At 44.3% G+C, this 12,653-nt stretch carries 12 protein-coding genes; 6 read left to right on the top strand and 6 right to left on the bottom strand.

The features are described from left to right. Positions 1 to 117: 117 nt before the first annotated feature. The 4 genes from crr to FS373_RS19465 all read right to left on the bottom strand — a co-directional run bounded on the left by crr (position 118) and on the right by FS373_RS19465 (position 3,133). Positions 118 to 627 (bottom strand): PTS glucose transporter subunit IIA, encoded by a 510-nt coding sequence (gene crr / locus FS373_RS19480; protein ID WP_144046274.1) that lies wholly within the window; start codon positions 625 to 627, stop codon positions 118 to 120. A gap of 73 nt (positions 628 to 700) precedes the next feature. After that, positions 701 to 2,416, bottom strand: coding sequence for a phosphoenolpyruvate--protein phosphotransferase (ptsP, locus tag FS373_RS19475; RefSeq protein WP_144046275.1), 1,716 nt, complete (start codon positions 2,414 to 2,416; stop codon positions 701 to 703). A 44-nt stretch (positions 2,417 to 2,460) separates the two neighbouring features. Continuing rightward, the gene (locus FS373_RS19470) at positions 2,461 to 2,718 is read right to left on the bottom strand and encodes an HPr family phosphocarrier protein (protein WP_144046276.1); all 258 of its coding nucleotides are present in this window, start codon (positions 2,716 to 2,718) and stop codon (positions 2,461 to 2,463) included. A 28-nt stretch (positions 2,719 to 2,746) separates the two neighbouring features. Next, complete coding sequence (locus FS373_RS19465; RefSeq protein ID WP_144046277.1) at positions 2,747 to 3,133, bottom strand: ACT domain-containing protein; 387 nt, start codon at positions 3,131 to 3,133, stop codon at positions 2,747 to 2,749. Between the two features lie 603 nt (positions 3,134 to 3,736). On the opposite strand from FS373_RS19465, the gene FS373_RS19460 reads away from it, so the two are divergent. Next, the gene (locus FS373_RS19460; protein ID WP_144046278.1) at positions 3,737 to 4,444 is read left to right on the top strand and encodes a DUF3334 family protein; all 708 of its coding nucleotides are present in this window, start codon (positions 3,737 to 3,739) and stop codon (positions 4,442 to 4,444) included. A 136-nt stretch (positions 4,445 to 4,580) separates the two neighbouring features. Next, positions 4,581 to 5,609, top strand: coding sequence for a LacI family DNA-binding transcriptional regulator (locus tag FS373_RS19455; RefSeq protein WP_144046279.1), 1,029 nt, complete (start codon positions 4,581 to 4,583; stop codon positions 5,607 to 5,609). A gap of 15 nt (positions 5,610 to 5,624) precedes the next feature. Here FS373_RS19455 and FS373_RS19450 read toward each other — a convergent pair whose 3' ends face one another. Together FS373_RS19450 and fusA are read right to left on the bottom strand one after the other, a co-directional pair. Beyond that, a complete protein-coding gene (locus FS373_RS19450; RefSeq protein ID WP_144046280.1) occupies positions 5,625 to 6,245 on the bottom strand; it encodes a PolC-type DNA polymerase III in 621 nt (206 codons plus the stop codon). A 154-nt stretch (positions 6,246 to 6,399) separates the two neighbouring features. Then, positions 6,400 to 8,493: an elongation factor G gene (gene fusA / locus FS373_RS19445; protein ID WP_144046281.1), complete on the bottom strand. Its 2,094-nt coding sequence runs from the start codon at positions 8,491 to 8,493 to the stop codon at positions 6,400 to 6,402. Positions 8,494 to 8,858: 365 nt separating this feature from the next. On the opposite strand from fusA, the gene FS373_RS19440 reads away from it, so the two are divergent. The 4 genes from FS373_RS19440 to FS373_RS19425 all read left to right on the top strand — a co-directional run bounded on the left by FS373_RS19440 (position 8,859) and on the right by FS373_RS19425 (position 12,548). Next, entirely contained in the window at positions 8,859 to 10,001 is a 1,143-nt protein-coding gene (locus FS373_RS19440; RefSeq protein ID WP_144046282.1) for a cupin domain-containing protein, read from the top strand. Positions 10,002 to 10,131: 130 nt separating this feature from the next. Further along, complete coding sequence (locus FS373_RS19435; protein WP_152830431.1) at positions 10,132 to 10,500, top strand: hypothetical protein; 369 nt, start codon at positions 10,132 to 10,134, stop codon at positions 10,498 to 10,500. Positions 10,501 to 10,825: 325 nt separating this feature from the next. After that, the gene (locus FS373_RS19430; protein WP_144046283.1) at positions 10,826 to 11,410 is read left to right on the top strand and encodes a GreA/GreB family elongation factor; all 585 of its coding nucleotides are present in this window, start codon (positions 10,826 to 10,828) and stop codon (positions 11,408 to 11,410) included. Positions 11,411 to 11,588: 178 nt separating this feature from the next. Next, a complete protein-coding gene (locus FS373_RS19425; RefSeq protein WP_227993036.1) occupies positions 11,589 to 12,548 on the top strand; it encodes a transporter in 960 nt (319 codons plus the stop codon). The last annotated feature ends 105 nt before the right edge of the window (positions 12,549 to 12,653 follow it).

The following is a 12,653-nucleotide window of genomic DNA, read 5'->3' as shown; positions in this document are numbered from 1 at the left end:
GACCATATTCCGTAAGAGAAGTGTTCGTCACATGGTGAATTTTTTAGGTCGAAGCAGGCTCAGTACCCCTTCACTGGGCTTAACTCCTGTGAAGGGGTGACTATCAGCGAAGGGAGTTTAGAGCACGACAGTGAAGATGACATCCTTGCCGGCTTCGATTGAGCCCTGCCTTTTATCCAATGATTGAATATCTTCCATGTTGGCGAGGACGACCGGAGTCAGTAGACTCTCGACTTGTTCTTTGAGATATCCGATATCAAACTCTAAGATGGGCTCTCCCATTTTGACTTCCTGGCCTTCTTCAGCCAAACGCTTGAAGCCATTGCCTCGTAATTCCACCGTGCCCACTCCAAAATGAACGAAGAGTTCCAGCCCTTGCGGCGATTCAATGCTGAATGCGTGGTTGGTTTCGAATATTTTTCCTATGGTGCCATCGATTGGCGCGACGATCTGTTTGCCCTTAGGGTTGATGGCTAACCCGTCGCCGACAATTTTCTCGGCAAATACCACATCGGGTACTTTTTCAATTGGGACTATCTCGCCTGATACGGGGGCATACACATCTATGCCTCCAACTAGGTCGGTTTGCCCGGACATTAATCGTCTGATACGGCTTAAAAAACCCATTTATTATCCCCTAGTATAATTTCTATCTTATTGTTATTACTCTTGTCATCACCAGCATACTGAATAATATCAGCTAGTAACAGTGTGACACATAATCATTTAATTCATCTAATCTTTGTATCGATAATGCCTGTTGGCTCCATTTCTGATAGGTAGCAAGAGTGTGATTGCACAGTGAAGATTTAAGCTCCAGCAAGGAGGACGGACTGACACTGAGCTCATCTAATCCCATGCCGACCAGAATGCCAGCGACATTGGGATTCGTGGCGAGTTCACCGCACAGAGAAATAGGGACCCCGGCTGGCTTAGCCGTGTTAATCGTCATCTTGATGAGTGTCAAAATGGCCGGTGAAAGTGAAGGGTAAGCCTTAGTTAACGCCGGATTAGTTCGGTCTGCCGCCATGGTATATTGGGTGAGGTCATTAGTTCCTATGCTGATAAAGTCGAGTCTGGGAAGCATAGATGACAGGTTTAGTACCGCAGCTGGCGTCTCTATTACTATGCCATAACTGAGATCGCCATATCCTCGCTCCTCGTCTACCAGTTCTGTCTTACACTCTTCTATGATGTCGAAAATCTTGTCCAGCTCTTCCACTTGATTGACCATGGGAAACATTAATCTGATCTGACCATGGTTGGCAGCCCTGAGTACGGCTTTCAATTGAACTTTGAGCAGTTCAGGGTGAGCGAGTGAATATCTGGCACCACGAAAACCCAGTGCCGGGTTGTCTTCTGGTGGCAGGGACAGACAGGGAAGCTCTTTATCTGCACCGATATCTAAGGTTCTTATGGTGAAAGTTTTACCATCTAACAGCTGCAGCGCATCACAATATAGTCTGTATTGCACTTCTTCCGTCGGCATCTCACTGGCGTTCATCAACATAAACTCGGTGCGAAATAAGCCAATGCCATCGGCGCCAGCATCGGATAAATGACCTATCTCGCTTAAGCATCCCACATTGGCTAACAGGGCGACTCTGTGAGAGTCTTTGGTGACCATAGGCTGGTCTTTGTATTTGAGTAGCTGAGCTTTTCTTAATGTGTCATGTTTACCGAGCTGTGTAAGCTGCTCAAGAACATCTGAGTTAGGGGTTATATGCACATTGCCTGATAGGGCATCGAGAGCCACCGTTTGATCATCTTTGAGAGTCTCATTTCCTTTGATTAGGTCAAAATCACAACTGAGTAAGGCCGGGATCCCGGCGCTTCTGGCTAGGATGGCGGTATGGCTAGTGAGGCCGCCGGTTTTGAGCACTATGCCGTTAATCTTATCCAGGGGCAGTGTGGCAAACTCGGCTGGAGTGAGATCATAAGCGAATAGTATCGTTGGCCCATTGAGGTTTTGCAGATCATGTTTGATGTTACCGTTGATGGCCGATATCAAACGACTGCCCAGACACGCTATATCTTGAGCTCGATCTGCAAGATAAATGTCTTCCATGGCTCTTAGTTGATTCGCATGTTGAGTGAAAATACGCTCCACTGCGACACTGGCGGTAAATTGCTGGTCGGCAATTGATGTCTGTAATTGCGAGATAAGTTCATCATCTTCTAGCAGTAAGATATCGGCCTCGATTAACTGATAATTCTCACAATCCTGGCTTAAACTTTGTAAGCTGATAGTCAATGAGGTGACAAACTGGGCTATCGCTGTGGAGAGCTTGGCTTGCTCGGCTGGAATTTGCTCTAAGGCTAATACCCGATAATCCAGTGCGGTGTTGTGTTGCTTAAGTATTCTGGATTGACCGAAGGCGATACCCGATGACACAACAATTCCCGAAATGGACATACTGTTTTCCTATGAACGAATGACTTGATGATGTTTCACATCTTTTAGCTGAGCGTGATTAAAAGCTCTGAGACTCTCTCAACGGCTTGCTCTGCTTCTTCACCTTCGGCAAATACTCTGACAGTGACGCCATTATATAAGCCTAACGTTTGCAGTTTAAACAAGCTCTTGGCACTGGCTTGCCTGCCGTTGCACTCAACTAAGACATCACATGCATAGGTCTTGGCTTCTTTAACAAGCAATGCTGCGGGTCTGGTATGAATACCATGGGTAGCCGTTATAGTGACTGATTTTTCGTACATAGCAAGAACTCTTAAAATTGGATTGGTATTAATATTCGGTAATGATAAAGTTCTTTTTCTTTAATGCTGTGATGGCTTTCTCGAGTTTGTCTTTTTTTACTAAAATATAATCGGTATCGAAGGTTGAGATGGCAAATATACTGATCTCAGCATCTGCAAGAGTGCCGGAAACACTGGAGAGAATCCCTGTCATGGAGAAGCCCAATGGACCCATCACTTCGAAGCAGCGCCAACCTCTTTCCTCTTCTATGCTGTCTAGCAGCAAATGTGTAGGCACTACAACGGATAGCTCATCCTTGGTTTTTCCCACAAAAAACATCTCTTGTTGAAAAATTTCTGGGGCTATAGGCGCATCGGGGCTGAAGCTATGTATGCTGTAGAGTTGAGAATGAACTGCTAACGTCATCCGCGCCATGATTATCCGTTACCTAATATTTTTGAAATTAGAGTCAGTAGCTTAGCATAGTTATTTGGGGCAAAGCTTTGCAAAATTATGCTTTATTTAATTATGTTAAATCACTAGGATTTGCTTGTTCAATAAGGGAGCTATCGGCTCCTGTATTGAACAAGTATAGATGTGTAAACTTTGAATGAGATTAACGTTTTCGTAACATCTTCGCTCATAGTTTGTTGAGATACTGCCGAGCAGCAGTTACTTTTAATGACGGCATTAAACGCGAGCAGCTGAATTTGAACGACGACACCTCTAAATATCTATTAATAAGCGTAAATGTAAAAGATTTTACCTTAGTCTGAAGAGATATCTTGCTGTTATACCAATCGGTAGTCGTTTTAAAGTGTAACTTTTAGTGTCTTTTTTCGAGATATTAGCAATAACCTCAGGGTATTATTCATTTTTTCGTCATCATGAGTAAATTTTAAAAAATCATTTAAATTCATTGTCTTATCGTCATGTTTGAATGTTTTCTTATATTATACCTGTTAATTTATTGTTTTCACTTTGATTTTTTTGCTGATTGGGCGCAAAATTAATTATTATTCTTTTTGGGTTGGCCTCATGACTACAACACCCACTGTTATCACATCCGATGACATATTAATCAAACTTTGTAATTCAGTTTCCCATGTATTATCCAGTACCACGGCAAGCCAGGTCACACATGCTGCTATGGTGCAGAGTATTACCCGCACTTGTCTCAAACCCGATCTCGGTTGTTTCTCTATTTTTGATGGGGGCTTCTCGGGATTAGTTGTGATTAATTTCTCGGCCCCTGCAGCCATCGAGATTTATCGCTCTTACATGAAACAGATGGGTATGCCGGAATCTGAGCTGGCTTTTTCTCATACATCCGATGAAGTCGGTGATGTATTGAGTGAATTAATGAACCAGATCTTGGGCGACTTTATCAGTAAGGTGAACAAACAACTACAGACTTCTATTAACCAGAGTCAGCCAAAAATGCTGACCATCAATAAAGAGCTAACTATCTCCATCGATACCAATTTAGACGAGGCTGTGGCGAGAAGAGTATCGTTCCGAACTCAGAGCAATCATATATTCTATCTTGAGTTTGCCATGGACAAGACTGAGTTTATTAAGCTTAAAGATTTCGATGCCGAAGAGGAGTTTGATCCTGATGATCTATTGGCTGAGCATGGACATAACCACAAGGCTAAGTCTCAGGTTTCTCCCTTAGTTCAGGTAATGGATAATAAGCCGATGGCTGATGAAGCAGATGATCTGCTCAATGAACTAGGACTTTAATGGCTTTTTATTGAAGCGCAATCAGGCCATACGTAAGAGTATGGCTTACTCACTGGCTAACAGGGTTTAGAATCTATCTGCAATAATGGTTAATACTCAGCGTTAGAATAAAAACAATAATAAGGTGCTTAGTTAAATGGCATTGAAAGCAACTTCGATAGACATTGCGTATCGCGCAGGCGTATCTCAATCTACAGTATCCAGGGCATTGAGAAACAGCCCATTGGTGAATCTCGAAACCCGCGAGCGGATCCAAGCGATAGCTAAAGAGCTCAACTATAAAGTCGATAAAAATGCCAGTAATTTACGGACACAAAACTGCAAGACAATAGCGTTACTTCTGTGTGAAGACCCAACCAATGATGACTCACTGATCAATCCATTTTTCCTCTCCATGTTGGGATCAATAACCAGAGCCACGGCTCAGCAGGGCTACGATCTGCTGGTTTCATTTCAACAGCTCAGTAGCGACTGGCATGGAGATTATGAAGACAGTAATAAGGCCGATGGCATCATATTGCTCGGCTATGGTGATTATTTGGATTATGAAGCCAAGTTGGAAAAACTCCTGGAGCAAAATACCCATTTTGTTATTTGGGGGGCGGAGCATAACAACAAGTCAGTCTTGTCTATCGGTTGTGATAACTTTCAAGGGGGCTTGATAGCGACTGAGCATCTATTGTCGCAAGGCCGTACACGGCCCGCCTTCTTAGGCGACTCGAGCAGCCATAGCCCTGAGTTTAGAGACAGGTACTTAGGCCATAGCAGAGCGATGAAACAAGCTGGTTTACCTCTCAATAAGAAGTGTCAGTTTAGTGCTATCAGCACCGAGGCATCTGGTTTCGAGGCGGCGAATAAACTGTTCGATTCGGGATTGGAGTTTGACTCGATTTTTGCCGCCAGTGATCTCATTGCCATAGGTGCCATTCGGGCGTTAAAAGAGCAGGGGATTTCAGTTCCGCAGCAAGTATCAATCGTTGGCTATGACGATATACCTGTCGCCAGTTTCGCTAACCCTCCGCTGACTACGGTTAAACAAAACACTAAACTTGCCGGTGAAATCTTGGTTGACAGTGTACTCAAGCTGATTAGAGGTGAAGCAGTCAAAGCCCAGCTGATCCCAACCAGGTTAATTGTCAGAGAGTCGACGGCCTGTGCGCGTTAAGCTCTGGTCATGAACTTAATCGAGCATACTTAAGAAGCGATTGACCTGAGCCTTAGGTTTTCGTGACAAGTCCTGCATCAAGGTAAAACTCGGTTCTATGATGTTATGTTCGTTGCGCATATCATCAAGCATCTGTAACCAGAGCTTAGCTGTCATCTCTGAATCGGCCAATGCCCGGTGAAATACACCATCATTTTCAATCTGTTTATATTCAACCAGGCCACCGAGTTTATGGTTGGGGGCATCTTGATATAAACGGCGTGCTATCAACATGGAACAGGCAAATTCCCCGCCATAGCGTAAATTAATAGCGTCGAGCTCGGCATCTAAGAAGCGTTGATCGAACGAGGCATTATGTGCCACCAGATTATGGTCGCAGATGAAGTCAGCGAAACGTGCCATCACTTCTTCACATGGAGCTGCATTGGCTAACATAGCGTTTGAAATACCTGTGTAGCCAGCAATGAATCCACTGACACGAAAACCTGGGTTCATCAGTTCTTGAAATGTATCGACGACTATACCGTCTTCTATTCTCACGGCGCCAATTTCTATGGCTCTATCTCCTTGGTTAGGGGAGAGGCCTGTGGTCTCGAAATCGAGAATAATGACTGAGTCGGCTGCGGGAGAGCTCATCTATTTTTACGCCTAATATGATACAGAAAACAAGGTCCATTTATACCGATTGGTATGATCCCAATCCAAATGCACATAAGTGTTCTAAACACAAAAGCCCGCGATTTGAGTCGCGGGCTTTTACGTGTTTAGAAAGCGTGCTTAAAAAGTAATATTACTTCTTAGCTTCAGCTGCTTTTCTTTCTTTAACATCAGCGATAACTTTTTCAGAAACACTGTTTGGACACTGACTGTAGTGAGAGAACTCCATAGAGAACTGACCACGGCCCGATGTCATAGTACGTAGTGTACTGATGTAACCAAACATTTCAGATAACGCTACGTCAGCCTTGATACGAACGCCAGTAACACCCGCCATTTGATCTTTGATCATGCCGCGGCGACGGTTAAGGTCACCAATAACATCACCAACGTGGTCATCTGGAGTGAACACGTCAACGGCCATGATTGGCTCAAGAAGCTTAGGATCTGCCTTTGGAATTGACTGACGGAATGCGCCTTTAGCAGCGATTTCGAATGCGATAGCTGACGAGTCAACTGCATGGAAAGCACCATCACGAAGTTCAAACTCAACGTCAAGCACAGGGAAACCAGCAACAGTACCAGTACCCATTAGAGATGCGAAACCTTTCTCAACAGCAGGCCAGAATTCCTTAGGAACGTTACCACCAACAACTTTAGAGGTAAATGTTAAGCCAGTGTTGGCTTCGCCTGGACGGATAACGTAGTCGATCTTACCGAACTGACCAGAACCACCAGACTGCTTCTTATGGGTGTAGCTATCTTCAACCATCTGAGTGATAGTCTCACGGTATGCCACTTGTGGCTCACCAACGATTAGCTCAACGCCGTAAGTACGCTTAAGAATATCAACTTTAATGTCTAGGTGAAGTTCGCCCATGCCTCTAAGGATGGTTTCGCCTGAATCTTCGTCAGTTTCAACGCGGAAAGTTGGATCTTCAGCAATCATCTTACCGATAGCGACACCCATCTTCTCACTGCCACCTTTGTCTTTCGGTTTAACAGAGATTGAGATAACTGGCTCTGGGAATACCATGGCTTCTAGTGTACAAGGGTGCTTAGGATCACATAATGTGTGACCAGTTTGCACGTTCTTCATACCCACGATAGCAATGATGTCACCAGCTTGTGCTGAAGATAATTCGTTACGCTCATCGGCTTGCATCTCAACCATACGGCCAACACGCTCAGTTTTACCTGTGAACGAGTTCAGTATGGTGTCACCTTTATTAAGACGACCCGAGTAGATTCGTACGAAGGTCAGGGCACCGAAACGGTCATCCATGATCTTGAATGCAAGCGCTTTAAATGGCTCATCGGCAGATACGATAGCGAATTCACCATTTGGCTCGCCTTCTTCGTCGGTAAGCGGCTGTGGATCAACTTCTTGTGGCGCTGGTAAGTAATCAACAACGGCGTCAAGCAGAAGCTGCATGCCCTTGTTCTTAAATGCTGAGCCACAGTATGTTGGGAAGAAATCTATTTTACGAGTACCAGTACGGATACAACGCTTAATATCTTCGATAGAAATCTCTTCGCCTTCCATGTAGGCTTCTAGCAAATCGTCATCCTGCTCTAGGGCAGTTTCGATTAGCATTTCACGGTATTCTTCTACAAGGTCAACCATGTCAGCTGGAACATCTTCAATCTTATAGTTTTCAGCTTGTCCGGTTTCGTCCCATATCCAAGCCTTACGAGTCAGCAGGTCAACCAGACCAGAGAACTCATCTTCGATACCGATAGGAAGTACCATGACGATCGGGTTAGCACCCAGAACATCTTTAGTCTGCTTAACAACACGTAGGAAGTCAGCACCCATACGGTCTAACTTGTTGACGAAGATGATACGTGCAACTTCTGATTCGTTCGCATAACGCCAGTTAGTTTCTGACTGAGGCTCAACACCACCAGAACCACAGAATACGCCGATACCGCCATCAAGGACCTTAAGAGAACGATAAACTTCTACTGTGAAGTCAACGTGGCCAGGGGTGTCGATAACGTTAAAACGGTGATCGTTCCAAAAACAACTTACAGCAGCAGACTGAATGGTAATACCACGCTCAGCTTCCTGTTCCATGAAATCAGTTGTTGATTCGCCATCATGAACTTCACCGATCTTATGGATTTTACCGGTAAGCTTTAGGATACGCTCAGTTGTGGTGGTCTTACCCGCGTCAACGTGAGCGAAGATACCAATGTTTCTGTACTTTGATAAATCAGTCATTTTTCTACTCTAATTGGAGTTACGTTCTAAAATTCGGGGGGAAGTATATCAACACTTTGAGAATATCTTTATAGATTTTTATTAAAATCCGCTACTTTCGATTAGATAAGCCAATAAAATACGCATTCTAACTAAGAGGTTATTGCCTGTATTGCCTGATATGACTGAGTTATGTGACTGTCAGACTAGAATTGTTAAACCCTATTTATACTTATATCATTTTTACTAAATGTGAGCTTAGTTCAGTACTATTTCATCTGTTAGTCGCAATTGTCTGCTTAAAGCCTCCTTTTTTATGATCTTATCGAGCGTTTATAGGGATATTTGTTGCTAGTATCGCGCAAATTTTTAATGGCTTTATTACTATGCATCTGCACTTAGGTGAACTTACACCGGAAACCTTCCTTAGAGATTATTGGCAGAAGAAACCTCTGGTTATTCGACAAGGATTCAGAAATTTTGAAGACTTACTCACGCCCGAAGAGATGGCGGGTCTTGCCTGTGATGAACTGGTCGAGTCTCGCCGTATCTATAAAGAGCTAGGACAATGGCAGGCCGAGTTCGGCCCTTTTGATTCTTATGAAGATTTAGGAGAGTCAGACTGGACTCTGGTCGTTCAGGCACTAAACCATTGGCTACCAGATGCAGAGCGGCTTATTCAGTGTTTTGATTTTATTCCCCGCTGGCGTTTCGATGATGTCATGGTGAGTTATGCCACACCTGGTGGCGGTGTTGGTCCACATATTGATCTCTATGATGTGTTTATCTGCCAGGGCTCTGGCCGTCGTCGTTGGCGGGTGGGAGATAGAGGACCACATAAAGAGTTTGCCGCACATCCAGCACTGCTGCACACGGAAGCCTTTGAGCCCATTATTGATGTCGAGTTATTGCCCGGTGATATCTTATATCTGCCACCAGGTTTTCCTCACGACGGGGTGACACTGGAAGCGTCCATGAGCTTCTCTGTGGGATATCGCACCGCATCAGCTAAAGATATGGTGAGCGCGCTCGCGGATCATCTGATCGATAATGATTTAGGCTGTGAGCAGATAGCCGATCCGGGTCGTCCCCTTGCCAGGCAAAGCGGCAAGATAAGTGATGCAGATCTGGCCCGTATCAAGGCGCAATTACTCGATACTCTGGATGATCAACTTATTAGTGAATTTTCCGGCCGTTATCTGACTCAATCTAAGTGTGAATTGGACCTTGTTGAAGAAGAATTAGGATTTCAGCCTGCTGATATTGTTGAGCTTCTCGGCAATCAAGGGCTAACTCGTCTTGGGGGGCTACGCTGTCTCTATTTTGAACATTCAGTCGAGCAGGGGATCTTCTATCTCAACGGCGAGAAAATATCTATGTCGCCTAGGTTGATGAGCATAATTCCCATGCTCTGCGATCATCAAGTCCTTACGCCTGTGATGCTAGAACCTTGGATTAAAGATGATGGCTTCATCGACATGCTCACCATGTGGATCAATGCCGGTTTCTGGTATTTCGAAGAAGATTAACCTTTTAAAACTCGTCATAAAATGGAGCCATAAGGCTCCATTTTTGTTAGAGTATTTATATTGTTTTACATCGTCTTTTGGTTTGATTAGAGAGACGATGTCGTATTATCTCATCGAAGGAGAGCCAACTTTGGCGATTGAACACAGCGTAATCATGTCAGTTTTAAGCTCATTGGAGTGCCGCACCAACTTCACCATCAAGAAGATCACCGAGTATATGTTGCCTCAGCTCAAGGAACCCGTGTACCTGCACGGCTCGGCCAGTGACTGTCAACTGGTGATCAGACCCGCTTATGAGGTGTTTCTGGTGGATCTCAGTGGGCTCGAGGGGGTAAAACATAAACAGGGTTATTTTCATAACAATGAGATGACGCGTTTCCCAAAGCGAGTACAGAAGAGCCTCAACGGTATTCATTATGGTTTGGCATTTAAATTTGAAGATGAAGCTGCCGTTAAGCGATTCATCAAGCGTCTGATCGGTATTATTAATGGCGAATAATACCAAACTTGATAAACGCTTAATCGTCGATAGGATCATTTATTAATGGCGAATAATACCAAATTTGATAAACGCTTAATCGTTGATAGGATCATTTAATAATGGCGAATAATACCAAATTTGATAAACGCTTAATCGTCGATAGGATCATTTATTAATGGCGAATAATACCAAATTTGATAAACGCTTAATCGTTGATAGGATCATTTAATAATGGCGAATAATACCAAATTTGATAAACGCTTAATCGTTGATAGGATCATTTAATAATGGTGAATAACACCAAATTTGATAAACGCTTAATCGTTGATAGGATCATTTAATAATGGTGAATAACACCAAATTTGATAAGCGGTTAATCGTCGATAGGATCATTTCTGGGCTTGAGCTTGCCAAGCAGGCAGCTATGTCTGCGGCGAAACAGGCCCACGAGACCGCCACACACAGTGAAACTGTGGCCAAGAGTAAGTATGAGACTTTTGGCCTCGAAGCCTCATACTTGGCCCATGGGCAGGCTCAACGAGTCGCAGAATGTGAAATCGAGTTATTGGCCTATAGGTCGTTGAACTTAGCCTGCTTCTTAGATGATTCAGGTATAGACTTATCTGCCTTGGTGACCCTCGAAGACGAGCTAGGAGTAGAGAACACCTATTTTATCGGCCCCGGCGCACCGGGTATGAAAATTGACCTCGAAACTGACAAGAATATTGACCTGAAGATTAACAAACACACAGAGATTGATTTAGCGGCCGGGTGTCATAAAAATTCAGACAAAGGGCAGCGGATGATCATCGTCATCACTCCATCATCTCCCCTTGGGCAGTCACTCATGGGCAGGTATCTTGATGATACCGTGCGGCTCAATATAGGCGCTCAGCCTAAGGTTTATGAAATCACAGGGGTGGAGTAAAACATCCTGGAGATTAATGCTCGTTAATCCCTGTCTTTTATTACTGAATTTGTTAGTCTTTTTCTAATTCTACTTGATTTATCGGCCATAATGGTTAGTTTGGTTTGTATCGGATATGTTGCGGCTCGGTTTCAATGCTGTGCCGTCATCAACCATTTTTCTGCCGGATAGCCAATCGATGTCATTTATTGCTCCTGAGCATATTTCCTCAAATCTAGCTCACACCCGCTCTTTTTCCTTTTGGGGAGCCAGAGGTGTATTGTTAGCTGCGTGCTTGGCTCAGTGCGTCACTGGTGCCCAGGCCCAAGATCTCGAACCCAGAAGTTACACTAATATTCCCATTGGGATGAATTTTATGGTGCTGGGGTACGCACATTCTCAGGGGGAAGTTTCACCCTCTCCTGGTGCACCTGTCGAAAATGTACAGCTTAATATCGATGCCGCCGCTATCGGATATGCCCATTCTTTCTCTCTGGGGGGACGATCCGCTAAAATAGATATGGGGGTATCACGAGTCTGCTTCGATGGCAGCGCCATGTTAGCGGGAGAAACCATCACAGCAGACCAATGTGGTTATACCGATCCAAGTATCAGGCTCACTTGGAACTTTTTCGGCGCGCCGGCCTTATCACCTAAAGAGTTTGCATCTTGGGATCAAGGTGTCGTGATCGGTACCAGCTTGCAAGTGACCGCGCCCATAGGTAGCTATGATGAAAAGCGATTGCTTAATGCAGGTACCAATCGGTGGATTTTTCGTCCGGGAATAGGCATGTCTCAAAAACTGGGTCGCTGGTATTACAACCTTATCGCCTCCGCGAGAATATATGCTGACAACGATGAGTATTACAATGAAGTGGGTTTAACCCAAGAGCCTCAATACACTTTTCAGGGCCACCTCATTTACTCCATTGGCCCAGGGCACTGGATCTCTTTTAACTCGAATTACTTTTTTGGTGGTGAGACCACCAAAGGAGATATTGAGTCCAATGATTACCAGGAGAACTCTCGATTTGGGTTAACTTACTCCATTCCTCTGAGTAGGCATCACAGTATCAAGCTAAATTACAGCAAAGGGGTACTGACTCGAGTAGGCAATGATTTCGATTCATTTGGTGCATTTTGGCTGTACAATTTTTAAGCCCTATACCAATCGGTATTACTTGATGCCTGATAAATACCAACAGAGATCATTACAACAATGCCGGCTAAGATGCCGGCATTTTTATTGAGACTCGAGATGGAA

The sequence above is a fragment of the Shewanella sp. YLB-07 genome (genome assembly GCF_009377275.1).
Note: the sequence above shows the minus strand (reverse complement) of the source record. Positions and strands in the feature narration are given on the sequence as shown.

What these genes read in the sequence shown, in the direction of transcription:
- FS373_RS19430 (WP_144046283.1), top strand. Translation starts at nt 10,826, where the DNA reads ATGGTGAATAACACCAAATTTGATAAGCGGTTAATCGTCGATAGGATC.
- FS373_RS19465 (WP_144046277.1), bottom strand. Translation starts at nt 3,133, where the DNA reads ATGGCGCGGATGACGTTAGCAGTTCATTCTCAACTCTACAGCATACAT.
- FS373_RS19470 (WP_144046276.1), bottom strand. Translation starts at nt 2,718, where the DNA reads ATGTACGAAAAATCAGTCACTATAACGGCTACCCATGGTATTCATACC.
- FS373_RS19455 (WP_144046279.1), top strand. Translation starts at nt 4,581, where the DNA reads ATGGCATTGAAAGCAACTTCGATAGACATTGCGTATCGCGCAGGCGTA.
- FS373_RS19460 (WP_144046278.1), top strand. Translation starts at nt 3,737, where the DNA reads ATGACTACAACACCCACTGTTATCACATCCGATGACATATTAATCAAA.
- FS373_RS19440 (WP_144046282.1), top strand. Translation starts at nt 8,859, where the DNA reads ATGCATCTGCACTTAGGTGAACTTACACCGGAAACCTTCCTTAGAGAT.
- FS373_RS19450 (WP_144046280.1), bottom strand. Translation starts at nt 6,245, where the DNA reads ATGAGCTCTCCCGCAGCCGACTCAGTCATTATTCTCGATTTCGAGACC.
- crr (WP_144046274.1), bottom strand. Translation starts at nt 627, where the DNA reads ATGGGTTTTTTAAGCCGTATCAGACGATTAATGTCCGGGCAAACCGAC.
- fusA (WP_144046281.1), bottom strand. Translation starts at nt 8,493, where the DNA reads ATGACTGATTTATCAAAGTACAGAAACATTGGTATCTTCGCTCACGTT.
- ptsP (WP_144046275.1), bottom strand. Translation starts at nt 2,416, where the DNA reads ATGTCCATTTCGGGAATTGTTGTGTCATCGGGTATCGCCTTCGGTCAA.
- FS373_RS19425 (WP_227993036.1), top strand. Translation starts at nt 11,589, where the DNA reads ATGTCATTTATTGCTCCTGAGCATATTTCCTCAAATCTAGCTCACACC.